17 protein-coding genes are annotated in these 17,878 nt (G+C 61.7%); 6 read left to right on the top strand and 11 right to left on the bottom strand.

Going from position 1 to position 17,878, the window contains the following annotated elements; translation table 11 throughout:
- Position 1 precedes the first annotated feature (1 nt).
- The 6 genes from hisH to ODJ80_RS03500 form a co-directional block, all read right to left on the bottom strand.
- Complete coding sequence (hisH, locus tag ODJ80_RS03525) at positions 2-619, bottom strand: imidazole glycerol phosphate synthase subunit HisH (protein ID WP_263040944.1); 618 nt, start codon at positions 617-619, stop codon at positions 2-4.
- A gap of 346 nt (positions 620-965) precedes the next feature.
- Positions 966-1,448, bottom strand: coding sequence for a GNAT family N-acetyltransferase (locus tag ODJ80_RS03520; protein ID WP_263040943.1), 483 nt, complete (start codon positions 1,446-1,448; stop codon positions 966-968).
- Positions 1,449-1,490: 42 nt separating this feature from the next.
- Complete coding sequence (gene glpK / locus ODJ80_RS03515; protein ID WP_442863887.1) at positions 1,491-2,987, bottom strand: glycerol kinase GlpK; 1,497 nt, start codon at positions 2,985-2,987, stop codon at positions 1,491-1,493.
- 71 nt (positions 2,988-3,058) lie between these two features.
- Positions 3,059-3,565, bottom strand: a complete 507-nt coding sequence (locus tag ODJ80_RS03510; RefSeq protein ID WP_263040942.1) for a DUF3841 domain-containing protein — start codon at positions 3,563-3,565, stop codon at positions 3,059-3,061.
- The gene (locus ODJ80_RS03505; RefSeq protein ID WP_263040941.1) at positions 3,562-4,425 is read right to left on the bottom strand and encodes an ADP-ribosylglycohydrolase family protein; all 864 of its coding nucleotides are present in this window, start codon (positions 4,423-4,425) and stop codon (positions 3,562-3,564) included. Before ODJ80_RS03505 ends, ODJ80_RS03510 begins: the two co-directional genes overlap by 4 nt.
- Before the next feature lie 25 nt (positions 4,426-4,450).
- Positions 4,451-5,422: a DUF4097 family beta strand repeat-containing protein gene (locus tag ODJ80_RS03500; protein ID WP_263040940.1), complete on the bottom strand. Its 972-nt coding sequence runs from the start codon at positions 5,420-5,422 to the stop codon at positions 4,451-4,453.
- A gap of 306 nt (positions 5,423-5,728) precedes the next feature.
- Between ODJ80_RS03500 and ODJ80_RS03495 the strand changes: the two genes are divergently transcribed.
- From ODJ80_RS03495 to ODJ80_RS03480, 4 genes are all read left to right on the top strand, one after another.
- Positions 5,729-7,015, top strand: a complete 1,287-nt coding sequence (locus tag ODJ80_RS03495; RefSeq protein WP_263040939.1) for a hypothetical protein — start codon at positions 5,729-5,731, stop codon at positions 7,013-7,015.
- A gap of 111 nt (positions 7,016-7,126) precedes the next feature.
- Entirely contained in the window at positions 7,127-8,215 is a 1,089-nt protein-coding gene (locus ODJ80_RS03490) for a phosphotransferase enzyme family protein (protein ID WP_263040938.1), read from the top strand.
- 120 nt (positions 8,216-8,335) lie between these two features.
- Positions 8,336-9,337 (top strand): Gfo/Idh/MocA family protein, encoded by a 1,002-nt coding sequence (locus ODJ80_RS03485; protein WP_263040937.1) that lies wholly within the window; start codon positions 8,336-8,338, stop codon positions 9,335-9,337.
- Between the two features lie 139 nt (positions 9,338-9,476).
- Positions 9,477-10,268 carry a hypothetical protein gene (locus tag ODJ80_RS03480; protein ID WP_263040936.1) on the top strand — a complete coding sequence of 264 codons (792 nt, stop codon included), beginning with the start codon at positions 9,477-9,479 and terminating at the stop codon, positions 10,266-10,268.
- A 185-nt stretch (positions 10,269-10,453) separates the two neighbouring features.
- On the opposite strand, the gene ODJ80_RS03475 is transcribed toward ODJ80_RS03480, so the two are convergent.
- From ODJ80_RS03475 to glyA, 3 genes are all read right to left on the bottom strand, one after another.
- A complete protein-coding gene (locus ODJ80_RS03475; protein ID WP_263040935.1) occupies positions 10,454-11,125 on the bottom strand; it encodes a flavin reductase in 672 nt (223 codons plus the stop codon).
- Positions 11,126-11,188: 63 nt separating this feature from the next.
- Positions 11,189-12,460 (bottom strand): replication-associated recombination protein A, encoded by a 1,272-nt coding sequence (locus tag ODJ80_RS03470; protein ID WP_263040934.1) that lies wholly within the window; start codon positions 12,458-12,460, stop codon positions 11,189-11,191.
- A 196-nt stretch (positions 12,461-12,656) separates the two neighbouring features.
- On the bottom strand, positions 12,657-13,913 hold the full coding sequence (gene glyA / locus ODJ80_RS03465; RefSeq protein WP_263040933.1) for a serine hydroxymethyltransferase: 1,257 nt from the start codon (positions 13,911-13,913) through the stop codon (positions 12,657-12,659).
- 186 nt (positions 13,914-14,099) lie between these two features.
- On the opposite strand from glyA, the gene nth reads away from it, so the two are divergent.
- Complete coding sequence (nth, locus tag ODJ80_RS03460; RefSeq protein WP_263040932.1) at positions 14,100-14,783, top strand: endonuclease III; 684 nt, start codon at positions 14,100-14,102, stop codon at positions 14,781-14,783.
- Positions 14,784-14,912: 129 nt separating this feature from the next.
- Positions 14,913-16,019, top strand: a complete 1,107-nt coding sequence (locus ODJ80_RS03455) for a DUF362 domain-containing protein (protein WP_263040931.1) — start codon at positions 14,913-14,915, stop codon at positions 16,017-16,019.
- Positions 16,020-16,083: 64 nt separating this feature from the next.
- Here the strand turns inward: ODJ80_RS03455 and ODJ80_RS03450 are convergent, their stop codons facing one another.
- Together ODJ80_RS03450 and cysK are read right to left on the bottom strand one after the other, a co-directional pair.
- Entirely contained in the window at positions 16,084-16,716 is a 633-nt protein-coding gene (locus ODJ80_RS03450) for a ribonuclease H family protein (protein WP_263040930.1), read from the bottom strand.
- Between the two features lie 59 nt (positions 16,717-16,775).
- Positions 16,776-17,720, bottom strand: a complete 945-nt coding sequence (gene cysK, locus ODJ80_RS03445; protein ID WP_263040929.1) for a cysteine synthase A — start codon at positions 17,718-17,720, stop codon at positions 16,776-16,778.
- Positions 17,721-17,878: the final 158 nt, after the last annotated feature.

The raw sequence follows: 17,878 nt of genomic DNA, 5'->3' as shown, positions 1-17,878 counted from the left end.
TTCACTCCCCCTTTTCCAGCATTGCCGCGAAGTTGCGCAGGATCTGCAGCCCCACCCGGCCGCTCTTTTCCGGATGGAACTGGCAGGCCATCAGGTTCCCCTTGCGCACCGCCGCGTGGATGGTTGCCCCATACTCTGCCGTGGCGGTGACCACGTCCTCCTGGGCCCGCAGATAGTAGGAGTGGACAAAGTACACATAGGGCTCCTGGGGCAGCCCGGCGAACAGGGGTTCCCCCTCTTTCAGCGCCAGGGAGTTCCACCCGATGTGGGGGATCTTCAAGCCGCTCTCCTTGGGCAGGCGGACGATACGGCCCTTCAGCAGGCCCAGCCCCCGGGCACCGGGGGATTCCTCGCTGGTTTCAAAGAGGATCTGCAGGCCCAGGCAGATACCCAAAAAGGGCTTGCCAGAGTCCACAAAATCGTGGATGGGCTGCTCCAAGCCCCGGGCCCGGAGCTGGTCCATGGCGTCGCCAAAGGAGCCCACCCCAGGCAGCACCGCGGCCTCTGAGGCCAGCAGGGCGGCGGGGCCGGCGGTGATTTGGCAATCACAGCCGATGTGGCGCAGGGCCTTCTCCACGCTTTGGAGATTGCCCGCGCCGTAGTCGATAATGGAGATCAAGGGGATCACCTCGCAGAAAAGTAATGGAAAGAAAACGCCGAAGGCGCATGAAAGTTTCGCCAGCCTTTTCAAAGGCTGTGGGGGTGCGGGGGCAACGCCCCTGCGGTCTTGACCTGGGCGAAGCCGTAAGAAATGCAGGGCCAAGCCCGCACGGCGCTGGTGCCCGGTGGGCACCGTTCAGCGCCGGTCTACGTTGCCACTTCGGTCGGTGCTGGGCGTCTGCCACTGGCAGACAGCACCCGAGCGGCAGGTGAGACCGCGTAGCGCATAGGGCGCAGGCCCGGACGGTTTTCAATTGGCTTACGGAAAGCCCACTCGGCCCCGCGTGTCTACATCAGAAATTGTCTTAAAGTTTTAAAACGGCAATTTGCTCTTCGCCGTCCTTTTCTCCGGTCTCTACAAATCCAAAAGAGGCGTACAGCGATTTGGCAACCGTATTTTCCGGCTCGTATGACAGCCAGCAGAAATTGGCTTTTCCACAGGGATAGGTTCTGATAAAGTTTAGTGCAAGTTCTACCGCCTGTCTCCCATATCCCCTGTTTTGACAGCTCTCGTCGATCATCAGTCTCCACAGGTTATAATTCCCCTCCGCTATGGCTGGGGCGTCCTTCCAGCAGTCATCTTTGCCATACCCAACCATCACAAAGCCCACTGGAGCATCCCCGTCAAAGACCCCAAACGGAAACGCATATCCGTTGGATGCGATAGCGGCATAGGCTTCCAGAATGCTGATCTCATTGCTGGCGACAAAATTTTTCTGACTCTCTGAGACACTTAGCTTTAAAATGTCCCAGATATTTTCGCCGTTTACTTTTTCCAGATGGACCACTCTATCCCTCCTCCCGTTGTACCCGGGAAACACCTTGCGCACTTACTGGCGGGCCCACCCCATGCTGCGCCGGACACCCTCGTGCCAGCGGGCCAGGTCAGCCTCCCGCTTTTCCTGGGGATAGTCCGGCGTGAAAGCGGCGCTCTCCCGCCACAGGGAGGAGAGCTCTTCCAGGTCCTCCCACACGCCCACGGTCAGGCCCGCCATCATGGCGGAACCCAGGGCGGTGGTCTCCAGGCACTGGGGGCGGCAAACCCGGGTGTTCAGGATGTCCGCCTGGTACTGCATCAAAAACCGGCTGCGGGAAGCCCCGCCGTCCGCCCGCAGCTCTGGAATGGCCACACCGCTCTCCCGCTTCATGGCCTCCACTAGGTCGGCGCTCTCCAGGGCAATGCTCTCCAAAACCGCCCGGCACAGATGGGCCCGGGTGGTGCCCCGGGTGACACCCAGCAGTGCTCCCCGGGCGTACATATCCCAATAGGGGGCGCCCAGGCCGGTGAAGGCGGGCACAAAGCTGACACCCCCCGCATCCGCTACGGTCTCCGCCAGCTGGTCCGCCTCCTGGGGGGTCTTGATGAGCTGGAGCTCGTCCCGCAGCCACTGGATGGCGCTGCCCGCGTTGAAGGCGCTGCCCTCCAGGGCGTAGGTGGTGCGGCCGTTCAGCTTCCAGCCGATGGTGGTCAGCAGCCCCTCTTTGGAGGCCACCGGCTTGCTGCCCGTGTTCATCAGAACAAAGCAGCCCGTGCCGTAGGTGTTCTTGGCCATGCCCTCTTCAAAGCAGCATTGGCCAAACAGGGCGGCGTGCTGGTCCCCGGCCATGCCGGCAATGGGGATCTCTTCCCCCAGCACATCGGCGCTGCACATGCCTACAATCTCCCCGCTCTCGCACACCCGGGGCAGGGCGCTGCGGGGGATGCCCAGCTCCTTGAGCATGGCGTCATCCCAGCGCAGCTTGTGGATGTCGAACAGCATGGTGCGGGAGGCGTTGGTCACATCGGTGACGTAAGAGGCCCCATCGGTCAAGGAGTACACCAGCCAAGTGTCAATGGTGCCGAAACGCAGCCGGCCCTTATTCGCCAGCTCCCGGGCGGCGGGCACATTTTCCAGGATCCACTTCATCTTGGTGCCGGAAAAATAGGGGTCGATAATGAGGCCGGTGGTATCCTTGATGTAGGGCTCCATGCCGGCGGCGCGCAGGCGTTCGCACTCCGGGGCGGTGCGGCGGCACTGCCACACAATGGCATTGCACACCGGAATGCCGGTTTGGGCGTCCCAAGCCACAGTGGTCTCCCGCTGGTTGGTAATGGAGATGGCCGCAATATCCCGGGCATGGACCCCGGCCTTTTCCACTGCCTGGCGCATGGCGTACAGGGTGGTTTGCAAAATCTGCACCGCGTCGTGCTCCACATACCCCGGCTGGGGATAGATCTGGGGAAACTCCCGCTGGCCCATGCCGGCCACACCCCCGAAGGAATCGAACAGGACCGCCCGGGAGCTGGTGGTCCCCTGGTCGATGGATAAAATGTACTTGCCCACCATCATAACAAAAAACTCCTTCCCTTTTCCACCCGCCCCATTGGCGGGCTGTATCGGCAGCGCCTTCCGCCCGGTCAGCGCTTCCTTCTGAAAATGCGGTTTAGCAGGCCCTCTCCCTTGCCCACAATGTGGTAGCTTTTCAGCCAGGCGGGGTTGATCTTTTCCAGCACCACCTGGGGATATTTGTACTCAGAGGGCTTGCGCTGCTTCTTCAGGTCCTCTAAAATCTCGTTGTAGCGGCGGACGGTGAGCTCCTCACAGTCTGGCCGCAGGGACTTGTAGTTGCCCGGCTTAGTAAACTGAAAGGCATAGAGGAAGTCGGCCCACACGCCATATTCTGTCAAATGAATAAACTTGTCCGGCACATCCAGGGTCAGCCGCACAGAGCCGGAGACCTTGCCCCCCGTGTTTTGCCGCCGCCCTTTGATGACCGCGAAGATGGGGCACTCGCATTTGAGGCCCAGCATATCAATCAGGGCATCGTACTCCCCCCGCAGGGACAGGTTGGGCTTGGCCCGGTAGATTTCCCCCGCCTTGAGAATGCGCAAAACCAACTTGGACTGATAGGTCTGAACGATCATAATAAGCCGCCTTTCTCTTTTTCTTCCCTCTCCTGCCGCTGCTTCTCTTCCTGCTCCCGCTGGGCCTGCTCTTTGGTTTTAACGGCCCATTGGTACAAAAACTTATCAAACCGGCCGTTTTCATCGGGCTTGACCAAAAAGCGCTTTAACAGGGCCTCCTCATCCTGGCCGGTGCCGCCGTAAAAGGCGTCTGCAATGCCCCCCGCGATGCAGGCCACGGTATCCGTGTCGCATTTAATGCTGAACACATTGCGGATGCAGCTTTCCCAGTCCTCCGACTCCAAAAAGCAGCGGATGGCCAGGGGCATGGTGCCCATGGCCGTATCGTCAAATTTGCCAAAGGGGCGGTAGAACGCCAGGGGCTTGCTGACCGGGTAGCAGAACCGCTTGCGGAAATACCGGGCCAGGTCCCGTTTCGAGGCGCCTGTGCGGGCCAAAAACACTGCCCCCGCCGTGGCTTGTGCCGCCCGGATCCCCTCCGGATGGTCGTGGGTGCAGGTAGAGCTGCGGGCCGCCTGGCCCTCTACCGCCTCCAGCGTATCGAAATGCCAGCCGATGTAGCTGACCCGCATGGCGGAACCATTGCCGTAGCTGTTATACCCCTTCTGCGAGCCGGAATTGAGCCAATTCTTAAACATGGTGCCATAGCCCACCCGTGAATACCGCTTGCCGAACAGGGCGTAGGCTTTGGCATAGGGGGTTCCGGTGAGGATGGCATATTTGGTCGCCACCGTAAGCACGGTGTCATCGGTATAGGCACTTCGGGCCCCGAACAGGTCCACAGTGCGCCAGTCAAAGCCCTGGGGCTTGCTGAATTCAAAACGGGACCCCGCGATGTCCCCTAAGATTGCGCCGTACATGCAGCGCCTCCTTTCCGATGGGTAATCAGCCCCGGGCGATGCGCACATCCCCTGAGGTGGTGGTAAAGGAAAGCAGCGGGCCGCCTCCCTTATAGAGGAAGCCTCCGCCCTGCCCCGAACCGGAAAAATCCGATGTAAAGTGGCCGGAAACACTGGAATGCCTTGCCTGGAAGCCATTGTTCTCTGGCAGGGTGAGGAAAATATCCCCCTGCACAGAGCCCAGCTCTCCTTCTGTGGGGCAGGCGGTCAGCTGGGCCCGCAGGGAACCGGTGACGCTCTCCCCGAAAAGCCTGCCACCCACGCCCCGGTACTCAAGCGGGCCGGTGACCGTCTTCAAATGGCACTCCTCCGCACGCATGCCCACAACCTGCACCGCGCCGGAGGTGCTCTTTACAGAAAGCTCCCGTGCTTGTCCCTGGCTCCACTGGATGTCCCCGGACACAGTGGAGACCGCGGCTTTCTCCCCGGAAACGCCGGTCAGGAACAGATCCCCGGCAAGGGAGCCCAGGGAAAGCTCTTGGGCAAAGGCCCCGGAAACGCTGACCTCCCCGGAGATGTTCCAGCAGGAGAGCTCCTCCAGCTGAGAGAGCAGCTCCGGCGGGACCTTCACCTCCACCCGCTTCTCCAGGTCCTGCAGGGCGCCCAGGGGCAGCAGACTGCCGTTCCAGCCCACCTCCAGCACGCCGCCAGAAGAGGACAGGGCAAGCCTTTCCCCCTCCTCCAAGGGGCGGGAAGCGTACTCCGTCACAGTGATAAGGGGCCCCTCCCCCGGCATTACAGACACGGGCCCAACAGCCCAGCGGATGGAAAGGCCCTCCACCCCGTCCTGAGAGGGGTCCCAGGTGGTCTCATAGGAGTGCTCCCACGAGGGAACCCCTGGGGAAGCCAGCTCCTCCAGCCCAAACCAGCCGGTGGAAGAACCCACCTCCAGCACCCCGGCTAAAAACAAGCCGCCCAGCACCCCGGCTGCAGCGGTAAAGGCCCATTTCTTTTTCATTGCCCTTCTCCTCTTTTCCCAACAGCGGCACGCTGTCCTTCAGGCTATATGATAATCTTACAATACCCCTGCCCCGCTGTCAATGGATTTTGCTGTACACCGCGCCCTGAAAAGCCCCTTGTTTTAGGGAGACCTTCTAAAAACCCGTGGAAAAAGAAATTGTTTTCCGGCGCGTCCTATGCTATAATGGGAAAACAGAACTCACGGAGGGCCCCGCGCGGCGGGGCTGGGCTATGAGGGGAAGCATGAACGAAGGGGCTGCGCTAGGCGCGGCTTCCCACGGAATTGAAAAAGGGGATGCTGAACGTGACAGAACTGGCTGTTGTTTTGCTGTGTACCGCAGGGCTGTATATGGCCCTGTTGGAGGACCGCTTCCGGCTGTGGGCCACTGTAGCCTGCTATGGGGGCGCCTATCTGCTCTCTTTGGCGGTGGGCTGGGCGGTCCGCGCGCTGTTGGGCCCCACCTGGGCGGTAGCCGCCGGGGCGCTGGTGCTTTTCGGGGCCTCCCTGTTTCTTTCCCGAAACGGCCTGCTGGATAAGCTCTACCTTGCGATACTGGCTCTCTCCAACACTCTGTACTTAGAGGCCTTTCTGCCCCTTCTTCTGGGGACGCTTCCCTTTTCCACCGCAGGGGCTTTTGCGGCGGTGGCCTCTCTGGCGGCAACCCTGCTGCTCACCGCCCTGATGGGGCTGTGCCTGTACCGGCCCTTCCGGCACTTCAGCGGGCGGGGCCCCTCGGCGTTTCTCGCGGGCATGTGCCTGCTGCAGCTGGCCGCCTGCGGCGTCAGCAACGGACGGGTGGATTTTCTCTTCCGGGCCCACATCCCGGCGGAACGGCTGCTGGCCGCCACCCTGCTGTACTTGGCGGTGCTCTTCGCCTTCCGGTCTGTGTACCAGGCGGGGCGCTACAGCCAGCGCGTGGCGGAGGAAGCCGCCCGCTCCACCATGCTGGAGATGGAATCCGGGGATTTCCACGACACCCTGGCAGCTGTCAAGGAGGTGCGCGCCGCCCGGAAGGCCGGGGAGTATGCGCTGGACACCGTGCGGGTGATGCTGCAGGATGGCAGCGACACCCTGATCCCCCGTTATATCGCCTCCTTTAAGGAAAACGGGGCGCGGCTTCCCATTCTGGCCACTTACAGCGAGAATCCCTATCTCAGCGCTGTCATCGCGGTGAAGGCCGCCTTTGCCGCACAGAACAGCATCCATTTTGAGAGCAACGCCCTCGTGGGAGAGACGCCCCTCTCCACAGCGGAGCTGTGCGTGATTGCCAACGAACTGCTGACCCGCGCCTGCGAAGACGCCGCTGCCTACCAAGGGGAGCGGCGGGTGCGCTTCACAGTTTTTCCCGGGGAAAATGCCCTGACAATGGAGGCGGTCTATTCCGCCGACCTGCCGGAGCAGGAAAAATTCTCTTGGCGCGGAAAGAGCTTTTCCCAGCTGATGGAGTGGCTTTTCGAGGATTCCCCCGAAAGGGAGGAGACCCTGCAGGGCCTGGACAACACCCGGGAAATTGTGGAGCGGTACAGCGGACAGCTTTCCGTTTCCGGCGCGGCGGGCGAGACGATTCTGCGCCTGGCCCTGCGCTTCTGACACCATTTCACGCACCATACCGCAGCGATTTACAAGGAACAGCCGCAGGCTCCCTGCCGGGGACTTGCGGCTCTGTTTTGGAAACTGATTTTTGGAAAGGAACGATCCCCCATGGAACAGACCCTTCATGTCACGCCGGAAATTCTGGAAGCCTTTGGCCTCTCTCCCCGGAACGAGGCTGTCCGCCTGAACGGCGGGCATATCAATGACACCTTTCTGGTGGAGGACGGCGGCCAGTTTGTCCTTCAGCGCATCAACCACTATGTATTCCCCTCCCCCCGGGACATCATGGAGAACATCGCCGGGGTGACGGCGTTTTTGCGGGAGAAAATCCGGGACCGGGGCGGCGACCCGGACCGGGAGACCCTCTCGTTGCGCTCCACCCAAGCGGGGGAGCCCTTGTTTGTGGACGGGAACGGGAACTTCTGGCGCTGCATGGCCTATGTGGTGGGGGCCCAGTCCTTTGAATCGGCGGAGAACGCCGCCATGCTGCGGGAGGCCGGCCGGGCCTTTGGAGAATTCCAGAGCCTGCTCTCCGGCTATCCGGCCCAAACCCTCCACGAGACCATCGCGGACTTTCACAACACGCCGGTGCGCTGCCAGCAGCTTTGGCAGGCCGCTGCGGAGGACAAGGCCGGGCGGCTCTCTCAGGTGGAAGCGGAGCTGGCTTTTGCCAAGGCACGGGAGGGAGGCGCCTCCCTGCTGATGGATCTGCTGGGCCAGGGGAGGCTTCCTTTGCGGGTGACCCACAACGACACCAAGATCAGCAATGTGCTCTTTGACCGGGAGACGGGCAGGGCCCTGTGCGTCATCGACCTGGACACGGTGATGCCCGGCCTGTGCGCCTTCGACTTTGGCGACTCCATCCGGGCCGGGGCCACCACCGCCGCCGAGGATGAGGCGGACCTCTCTAAAGTCCACTTTGACCTGGAGCGGTTTGCGGCCTACACAGAGGGATTTCTCTCCGCCGCGGGAAAAGCGCTCACTCCCACAGAGCTGGCCACCCTGCCCGACGGCGCCCTTCTGATGACCTTCGAGGTGGGTATCCGCTTTTTGGCGGACTACCTCAACGGGGATGTGTACTTCCGCACCGCCTATCCAGAGCACAACCTGGTGCGGGCCCGAAACCAGTTCAAGCTGGTGGAGGAGATGGAGCAGAAGCGCCCCGGCATGGACGCCCTCATCCAAAAATACCAGTAAAGGAAGGCGCCCCGTTGGGGGCGTTTTTCTTTTGCGGTTTTGTGAAAAACCGCTTGCTTTTTGCCCCAACGGGTGCTATGGTATAGGCGGAAAAATTTTTTCTTTTGGGAGGACTATTCCATGAAAATTGCAACTGTAGGGGCGTGGCACGTCCACACCCAAGAGTACGCGGAAGCCATACAGAAAAACCCCAAGGCTCAGCTGTGCTGCCTGTGGGACGACAACCAGGAACGGGGCCAGGCTATGGCTGAAAAGCTGGGAGTGCCCTTCCAGCCGGACCTGGACGCCATTTGGGCCGACCCCACCATCGAGGGGGTGCAGGTGACCACCGCCACCAACCAGCACCGGAATATCCTGCTGGCGGCCGCCAAGGCGGGCAAACACATCTTCACTGAGAAAGTGCTGGCCCTGACCAACGAGGACGCCGAAGAGATTGCCCAGGCGGTGCGGGAGAGCGGCGTGAAGTTCACCATCTCCTACCCCCACAAGACCTGGCCCACCCTGAAGGCCGCCAAGGCCCTGGTGGACAGCGGAAAGCTGGGCAAGATCACCTACGCCCGGGTGCACAACTACCACGATGGCAGCGTGCGGCCCCAGGCCGACGGCTCCCTGGGCTGGCTGCCGCCCCACTTCTACGACGCGGCCCAAACCGGCGGCGGCGCTATGATGGACCTGGGGGCCCACCCCATGTACACCCTGCACTGGTTTTTGGGAGATCCCAAGAGCATCGTCTCCCAGTTCACTGAGGTGACCCACCGGGGTGTGGAGGACAACGCCGTGTCTGTCATTGAGTTTGAGGGCGGCGCCATCGGCGTGTCCGAGACGGGCTTTGTCACCAACGGCATCCCCTATGTGCTGGAGATGAACGGCACGGAGGGCGGCCTGATGGTGCACAACAACATTTTGGAGTACACTTGCGAAGAGACCGGCCGCAAGCTGGCGCAGGTAACCGACCTGCCCGAGAAGAGCACCATGCCCATCGACGCCTGGATTGACGCCTGCTGCGGAGAGGGCGAAGCCCCCAACGGCATCGACGACGCTGTGGCCCTGACCCGGCTGATGGTGGGCGCTTACGAGTCCTACCGCACCCAGCAGAAGTACCTTTTCCCCGCCGAAAAATAAGGCCCCTTCCACCACCGGCAGAAAGGAGAGCACCTCTACGGCCGCTTCCAGGAGGACCTGGGCCCTGCCGGTCCTGTGCCTGCTGCTGGCGCTGGCTCTTCCCTTGCCCGCCAGAGCGGATACGGGGCCCAAACCCTCGGTGAAAATAGAGTTCACCGGGAGTACCGGCCAGCCCTATTACGCCACCCTGCTCTCCCGGGAGAGCTCCACAGGGCCCCAGTCCGCCTATAACCCGGACTACCCGGAGAGCGCCCAGTATCCGGAGGGGCAAAAGGACATTTGGCAGGCCTTTGTGGACTATGAGGACCCGGACGGGTTTTACTTCCTCCAGTGGTTCTGGGAGTGCACCGGGACGGACCTGCTGGACTGGAACTACCGCCCGCCCCAGGCATTCAAGGTCCTGGTGTTCTACCCGGAGACCGGGGAATACCGGGCCAGCGGGATCTATGAGCGGTACGCCTTTGACAGCTACTTCACGGTGGACCTGTCCCAGCCGGGGGAACTGCTGGCGGAAAAGAGCTATGACTTCCTGGGAGAAATCGTCTCCCTGGCGCTGCGGGCGGCTATCACGATCCTGATAGAGCTGGGCATCGCCCCGCTGTTCGGCTACCGGAAAAAGGCGCAGCTTGGGTATCTGCTCCAGGTGAACCTGGTGACCCAACTGCTGCTGAACCTCCTGCTGAACTGGGCCAATTTCCAGTGGGGCCCCTGCGTGTTTGTGCCCTTTTTCTTTAACACCTCCGCGCTGGTCTACACGGCGCTGGAGGTGGGCGTCTGCTGCCTGGAAGCCTGTGTCTACCGGCGGGGGCTCCCCTCACGCGGGACCTGCACTTGGACGCGCCCCCGTCCCGTGGCTTACGCTTGGGCAGCCAATCTCGCCTCTTTTCTTGCAGGCCTGTGCCTGGCCCGGGTGATCCCCGGCATCTTTTGAAAACCACACGGGAGAATTAACGAAGCCTTTGCAGGGATGAAGGTCCCTTCAACAGCCTCACATCCCGTTGTCCCCCGCTGCCTTGCGCGGCCTAAAAGCAAAAAGCACCCCCTCATGCAGGAAGCCGTACTTCCGTGAGGGGGTGTTTTTACAGATTGCAAGCTGTGCCCACCAGCAGGCGCTTGCTATTTCTTCCGGACAAAGGCCTTCTTCGGCATCTTGCAGATGGGGCAAGTCCAGTCCGCGGGAAGCTCCTCGAAGCCAAAGTTGGGGTCGCTGTACACATAACCGCACACAGAACACACAAAGCTCTCGCCGCTGGACTTGTCAAACGTGCGCTCTGGGGGCAGATAAGTGGGGGAATGCTTGGGGGACGCCCCGCCCAGCTGCTCCACATAGTAGCGATACGTCATAGGCGTGCCCACGGCCACGTCACTGCCAGCGATGATCTCGGCTGTGAACACCACCCTGCCCTGGGTTTCCATCCGGTCCTTCACCCTGCAAAGGAACCAGCAGCAGGTGTTTTCCTTAATGACCGGCACCCCTTCGACAAGCACCTTGTGGCGCACATTCTCCAGCTTATCCGCGTTCCGGCCGGAGACGAACCCCAGGGCCCCGATGACTGTTGCAGGGGTGTCCTCCGACAGGACTGAAATGGAGAAAATCCCCTCTTTTTCAATGCACTGACAGCTGTAGTTCTGCTTGCTCATTGCCAGGGCCACCAAGGGCGCGTCCGCCGGGGTGGCCTTGGAAATCTGCATCACCGTGTTGACAATGCAGGCGTTGGGGCGGGTGCCGTCCTTCACGCCGATGGCGTACATTCCATAGGATAGATTTCCCAAAACCAAGGGTTTCACAGTATTGTACCTCCCTGCTTCTCACAAAAGTGCCGTGCTGCTTTCTCTACATCATACAAGCCCTCAGGCTCCGTTATGCTTAATCCTGTCCCAATAGGCCCGAAAGCCCTGCTCATTTTTATTGTCTCCGCAGTCGTAATACCGGGCGCCTGCCAAGTTATCCGGCAGGTACTGCTGAGGCAGCCAGTGATGGGGCGCGTCGTGGGGATATTGGTAGAACTGGCCCTTGCGCTCCACCTCGGCGGAGTCGTAATGCCGGTTCTGCAGGTTCCGGGGGATGGGCCCCGCTTTTCCCGCCCGGATGTCGGCGATGGCCCTGTCCAAGGCGGTGTAGGCGGAGTTGGACTTGGGGGCCAGGGCCACCAGGACCGCCGCGTCCGCCAGGGGAATGCGGGCCTCTGGCAGGCCCACCATCAGGGCGGAATCCACCGCCGCCTTCACCACGGGGATAATCTGGGGCCAGGCCAGGCCCACGTCCTCGCAGGCACACACCAGCAGCCGCCTGCACACCGAGGGCAGGTCCCCCGCCTCCAGCAGGCGGCCCAGGTAGTGGACAGTGGCGTCCGGATCCGAGCCCCGCATGGACTTCTGAAAGGCGCTCATCAGGTCGTAGTGCTCGTCCCCGTTTTTGTCGTAGCGCATGGTGCTCTTCTGGGTCAGCTCCCGGGCGGCCTCCAGGGTGACTTCCACATGGGGGCCGCCGGTGTCGCTGGCCAGGGTGGAGAGTTCCACGGCGTTCATAGCCTTGCGCACGTCCCCGCCGCAGTGGGAGGCGATGTGGGCACACACGCCCTCCTCCGGCAAAATGGGCCGGCCCTCCTCCTCCGCAAGGGCCTGGAAGGCCCGCTCCACCGCCTTTTGGATCTCAGCGCTCTCCACGGGTTTAAACTCGAACACGGTAGAGCGGCTGAGGATGGCGTTGTACACATAGAAATAGGGGTTCTCCGTGGTGGAGGCGATGAGGGTGATGGAGCCGTTCTCCATAAACTCCAGCAGGGTCTGCTGCTGCTTTTTGTTGAAGTACTGGATCTCGTCCAAATAGAGCAGCACCCCATGGAGCCCCTCAAAGGTGTTGGTGCTGGCCACGGCCGCCTTGATATCTGCGGTGGAGGCGGTGGTGCCGTTCAATTTCACCAGGTGGCGCTTGGTGTTTTTCGCAATGATGGAGGCCACCGTGGTCTTTCCCACCCCTGCGGGGCCATAGAACACCATGTTGGGAACCTCGCCGGCCTTGATAATTTTCCGCAGGGCGCGGCCGGGCCCCAAAATATGCCGCTGGCCCACCACCTCATCCAAGGTGGCGGGGCGGACCCGGTCCGCCAAAGGCGCCGCCATAAAAAGGCCCCCTTCCCCACAAGTTTTCTGGATATGCCCTATTCTACCATCTTTTTTCCAAAAACGCAACTGATTTAAACAAACAAACGTTTGAGTATGTACCCGTAAAAAGCCGCTGGGAGACGTCTCTCCCAGCGGCCTCCTTGCCGTATTTCCGAAACAGCCCCATCAAGCAAGCCGGCAAAGCCGGTTTCTCTCAGGCATACAGGGGGTACTTTTGGCAGATGGCGTCCACCCTGTCCCGAATGGCCTGGATATTCTCCTCGAAGCCGTCCTCCATAGCCAGGGCGATGCAGGCGGCGATCTCGTCCATGTCCTCTTCCCGCAGGCCCCGGGTGGTGACAGCCGGGGTGCCCAGGCGCACGCCGCTGGTGGTAAAGGGGCTGCGCTTCTCGCCGGGGACGGTGTTCTTGTTGGCGGTGATGTACACCTCGTCCAGGCGGCGCTCCAGCTCCTTGCCGGTGAGCTCGCTGTCGGTCAGGTCAATGAGCATCAGGTGGTTGTCCGTTCCGCCGGAGACCAGCTTTACGCCCCGGTCCAGCAGGCCCTTGGCCAGGGCCTGGGCGTTCTTCACCACCTGCTCCCCATAGGCTTTGAACTCCGGCTGCAACGCCTCGCCCAGGCACACGGCCTTGGCGGCGATAATGTGCATCAGCGGGCCGCCCTGGGTGCCGGGGAAGATGGCCTTGTCAATGGCCTTGGCGTACTCCTCCTTACAGAGGATCATGCCGCCCCGGGGGCCTCGCAGGGTCTTGTGGGTGGTAGTGGTAACCACGTCGGCGTAGGGCACCGGGTTCTGATGGACCCCCGCCGCCACCAGACCGGCGATGTGGGCCATATCCACCATGAGCTTGGCCCCGCAGGCGTCGGCAATCTCCCGGAATTTTGCGAAGTCGATAGCCCGGGGATAGGCGCTGGCCCCGGCCACAATGAGCTTGGGCTTCACTTCCAGGGCCTGGGCCATCAGTTTGTCATAGTCAATGCGGCCGGTATCCGGGTCCACGCCGTAGGCCACAAAGTTGTACAGCGCGCCGGACATGTTCACCGGGGAGCCGTGGGTCAGGTGGCCGCCCTCTGCCAGGTTCATGCCCAGCACCGTGTCCCCGGGCTGGAGCAGGGCGAAGTACACCGCCAGGTTGGCCTGGGCGCCGGAGTGGGGCTGCACATTGGCGTGCTCGGCGCCGAACAGCTTGCAGGCCCGGTCCCGGGCAATGTCCTCTACAATATCCACGCACTGGCAGCCGCCGTAGTACCGTTTGCCGGGGTAGCCCTCGGCGTACTTGTTGGTGAGCACCGTGCCCATGGCGGCCATCACCGCCGGGGAGACGATGTTCTCAGAGGCAATCAGCTCCAGGTTCCGCCGCTGGCGGGCAAACTCCTTCTCCATGGCCTGGCCCACTTCCGGGTCCTTGCCTGTGACAAAGCCGATGGTATCCATCAAATCGTTGAACATGGTCGTTCGACTTCCTTTCTCTGGGTATTGTTGGGATAACCGGCGCGCTTCCCGCCTGTTTCCCCTATTATACAGGAAAACCCTTCCCGGGGAAAGGGGGTTGCCGCAAAAAGTGTTTCCCCTTGCCAAATGCCGGAAGAGAGGGTACAATGAAAGAAGCAAAATCCACAAAAAGGAGTATTTCCCATGACAAAGAAAGAACTGGCCCGGCAGGCGGTGGCAGCTCTGAAAGAGGAATATCCCGGGGCAGTGTGCTCTCTGGAATATCAGGACCCCTTGCAGCTGCTGATTGCCGTGCGGCTTTCCGCCCAATGCACCGACGCCCGGGTGAACCTGGTAACCCCCGGGCTGTTTGCCCGCTTTCCCACCCTGGAGGCCTTCTGCGAGGGCACCGAAGAGGAAATTGGAGAGCTGATCCGCTCCTGTGGGTTTTACAACACCAAGTCCAAGGATATCCTGGGCATGTGCAAAATGATCCGGGATGAGTTCGGCGGCAAGGTGCCGGACACCATCGAGGAACTGACCCGGCTGCCCGGCGTGGGCCGCAAAACCGCCAACCTGATTGTGGGAGACGTGTACGGCAAACCCGCTGTGGTGACGGACACCCACTGCATCCGCATTGCGGGCCGGCTGGGCTTGACGGACAACACCGCCCCGGAAAAGGTGGAAAACGACCTGCGGGCCGTGCTTCCCCCGGAGGAATCCAACGATTTCTGCCACCGGCTGGTGCTCCACGGCCGGGCTGTGTGCACCGCCCGGAAAGCCTATTGCGAGAAATGCTGCATGGCGGCCTTCTGCAAGAAAAAGGGAGTGGGCCCCAACGGGGAAAAGCTGCCCTCTGGGAAGCAGGCCGCGAAAAAACGGAAATGACGCCCTTCCAAGGCACCCCGCGGTTCGATCTTCCGCCCTCCCCTCTTGACTTAAACCTGGATTTATCCAGTATACTGGAACGGAAAAACTTGTACGAGATTTTAAAAAACAGGAAGGAGCTATTCTCACATGGCAAAATCCAAAGTGTACTTTACAAACCTGCGCGCCTCCTTTGGGCGCAACCTGCTGCAAAAGCTGGAAAAGCTCATCAAGGAAGCGGGGATCGGGAACATTGACTTTCAGAACAAATACGCCGCCATCAAGATCCATTTCGGCGAGCCGGGAAACCTGGCCTTCCTGCGGCCCAATTACGCCAAAGTGGTGGCTGATGTGGTGAAGGAATTGGGGGGCAAGCCCTTCCTTACCGACTGCAACACCCTATATGTGGGCCGCCGGAAAAACGCACTGGACCATTTGGACACCGCCTATGAAAACGGCTTTTCCCCCTTCTCCACCGGCTGCCATGTGCTCATCGGCGACGGCCTGAAGGGCACCGATGAAACCCTGGTGCCCATTGACGGCGACTATGTGAAGGAGGCCAAGATCGGCGCCGCCATTATGGATGCGGACGTTTTCATCAGCCTGACCCACTTTAAGGGCCACGAGGCCACCGGCTTTGGCGGCTGCCTGAAGAACATCGGCATGGGATGCGGCTCTCGGGCGGGCAAGATGGAGATGCACAGCTCTGGCAAGCCCCATGTGAACCAGCAGCTGTGCGTAGGCTGCGGCTCCTGCCAGAAGGACTGCGCCCACAGCGCCATTACCATCACAGACCGGAAAGCCTCTATCGACCACAGCAAGTGCGTGGGCTGCGGCCGGTGCATTGGCCGCTGTCCCGTGGACGCGGTGGAGGCTGCCAGCGATGAGGCCAACGACATTCTCAACTGCAAGATTGCTGAGTACACCTGGGCTGTAGTAAAAGACCGGCCCTGCTTCCACATCAGCCTGGTGGTGGATGTCTCTCCCAACTGCGACTGCCACAGCGAGAATGACCTGCCCATTGTGCCGGATGTGGGCATGTTCGCCTCTTTTGACCCCATTGCCCTGGACCAGGCCTGCGCCGACGCGGTGAACGCCCAGCCCAGCGTGCCCGGCTCCATTTTGGACGAGCGGGAGCGCTGCCACCACGACCACTTCACCGACACCCACCCGGACACCAACTGGGAAAGCTGCCTGGAGCACGGCGTCAAGCTGGGCCTGGGCACCCGGGAGTACGAGCTTATCACCATCCAATAAAGACGTTGCACAGCAAAAAGGACCCGGCGGCCTGCCAGGTCCTTTTTCTATTAAGAAATTGGATTTACTTTTCCGATTTTTCCTTGCCCAGGGCCCGGCGGGCCAGCTGGTCGGCCAGGTCGTTCCACTGGTTGCCCGAGTGGCCCTTCACCTTCACAAAGGAGAGCTGCAAGCGCCCCATGGCCTGTTTGCACAGGGCGGCGTAGGCCTGGGTGCCAGGCTTATTGGCCTTCCACAGGCCCAGGGCCCACTTGCCCACCCCTTCATAGTCGTGGTGGATTTCCAGGGCCGGAATGCCCTTGTCCAGGCAGTAGCGGATGACCGCCACCGCCCCCAGAATCTCCCCGGCCACGTTGCGCATCTCCCGCAGGTCCGGGTCGTTATACTTCTGGGAGAAGAGCAGCCGCTCCCCCTGCCAGAACAGCACCGCCCCGCAGGCGAACTCTCCCGTCTCCTGGGAGAAGCTGCCGTCCACATAGGCCACCGCCCGGTCCGCCCGCTCCGGGCTCTCGGAAACTTCCCCCTCGGTGGTGGAGGCGCCCGCCCGCTGGAGGAAGGCCTCCGCTTCCTGCCGGGTGGGGAAGCCCTTGTAGACCACCCCTTTCACCCCATGGACCTGGGCCTTGCAGGCGTCCCAGCTCTCATAGACACCATCGCCGTCCCTGCCGTTTTGCACCGCGTAAAATTTTTTTGGCATATATATCTCCTTCGCACGGCAGCCCCTCCGCTTGCGTCTCCAGCGGAAGGGCCGCTTTTTTATTCTTCCCCATCCTCCTCAAACAAAGGTGTGGAGAGGTACCGGTCCCCAGTGTCCGGCAGGAGCACCGCCACAGACTTACCCTCGTTCTCCGGGCGGCTCCCCACCTGGCAGGCCGCCCACAGGGCCGCCCCGGAGGAGATGCCCACCAGGATGCCCTCGGTGCGGGCGAACTGCCGGGCGGCGGCGTAGGCCTGCTCCTCTGTGCAGGCCAGCACTTCACTAAAAAGGGAGGTCTCCATCACCTGGGGGACGAACCCCGCCCCCATGCCCTGCAGCCCGTGGGGTCCCGTCTTGCCCTGGGTCAGCACGGGAGAGCCCGCGGGCTCCACAGCGATGAGCTGGATGTCCGGCTTCTTCTCCCGCAGGAACCGGCCGGTGCCGGTCAAGGTGCCGCCGGTGCCCGTGCCCGCCACGAAAATGTCCAGGACGCCGCCGGTCTGTTCCCACAGCTCCGGGCCGGTGGTATCGTAGTGGGCCTGGGGATTGGCCGGGTTCTCGAACTGGCCGGGGATGAAGCTGCCGGGCAGCTGGGCCGCCAGCTCCCGGGCCTTTTCAATGGCACCCGCCATGCCCTTGGAGCCCTCTGTCAGCACCAGCTGGGCGCCGTAGGCCTTCAGGAGGGCCCGGCGCTCCTGGCTCATGGTCTCCGGCATGGTGAGGAGGACCCGATAGCCCAGCACAGCCCCCATGGCCGCCAGCCCGATGCCGGTATTTCCCGAGGTTGGCTCAATGATGGTGGCGCCGGGAGAGAGCTTTCCCTCCCTCTCCGCCTGGCGGAGCATGGCAAGGGCCACCCGGTCTTTGACACTTCCCGCGGGGTTCAGGGATTCCAGTTTGCAGAGCAGGCGGCAGCAAAGCCCTCTGGCTGCGCAAAAGCGGCTGGCCTCCAACAGGGGGGTGTGCCCCACCAGTTCTGTAAGATCCTGGGCAATGTATTCCATGGCCGTTCCTCCTTTGAAAATGGTTTCTTTTTACTATAAAAGGCCGGAGGCCGTCTGTCAAGAGGAAGCTCCAGAAGGGAGGGCTGAGACGGCAACCGGCCCGCCAGATTGACATAAAAAACTCTATCTTTTCATTGCAAAAAGGGGGCACTTACGGT

The sequence above is a fragment of the Acutalibacter sp. LFL-21 genome (assembly GCF_025630755.1).
GTDB classification, from domain to species: Bacteria; Bacillota; Clostridia; order Oscillospirales; family Acutalibacteraceae; genus Acutalibacter; species Acutalibacter stercoravium.
This window is presented reverse-complemented; position numbering and strand designations above follow the sequence as displayed.

Coding starts and splice junctions, on each gene's coding strand:
- glpK (WP_442863887.1), bottom strand. CDS start 2,987: ATGGTGGGCAAGTACATTTTATCCATCGACCAGGGGACCACCAGCTCC.
- ODJ80_RS03510 (WP_263040942.1), bottom strand. CDS start 3,565: ATGATCGTTCAGACCTATCAGTCCAAGTTGGTTTTGCGCATTCTCAAG.
- ODJ80_RS03505 (WP_263040941.1), bottom strand. CDS start 4,425: ATGTACGGCGCAATCTTAGGGGACATCGCGGGGTCCCGTTTTGAATTC.
- ODJ80_RS03500 (WP_263040940.1), bottom strand. CDS start 5,422: ATGAAAAAGAAATGGGCCTTTACCGCTGCAGCCGGGGTGCTGGGCGGC.
- ODJ80_RS03490 (WP_263040938.1), top strand. CDS start 7,127: ATGGAACAGACCCTTCATGTCACGCCGGAAATTCTGGAAGCCTTTGGC.
- ODJ80_RS03485 (WP_263040937.1), top strand. CDS start 8,336: ATGAAAATTGCAACTGTAGGGGCGTGGCACGTCCACACCCAAGAGTAC.
- ODJ80_RS03470 (WP_263040934.1), bottom strand. CDS start 12,460: ATGGCGGCGCCTTTGGCGGACCGGGTCCGCCCCGCCACCTTGGATGAG.
- glyA (WP_263040933.1), bottom strand. CDS start 13,913: ATGTTCAACGATTTGATGGATACCATCGGCTTTGTCACAGGCAAGGAC.
- nth (WP_263040932.1), top strand. CDS start 14,100: ATGACAAAGAAAGAACTGGCCCGGCAGGCGGTGGCAGCTCTGAAAGAG.
- ODJ80_RS03455 (WP_263040931.1), top strand. CDS start 14,913: ATGGCAAAATCCAAAGTGTACTTTACAAACCTGCGCGCCTCCTTTGGG.
- ODJ80_RS03450 (WP_263040930.1), bottom strand. CDS start 16,716: ATGCCAAAAAAATTTTACGCGGTGCAAAACGGCAGGGACGGCGATGGT.
- cysK (WP_263040929.1), bottom strand. CDS start 17,720: ATGGAATACATTGCCCAGGATCTTACAGAACTGGTGGGGCACACCCCC.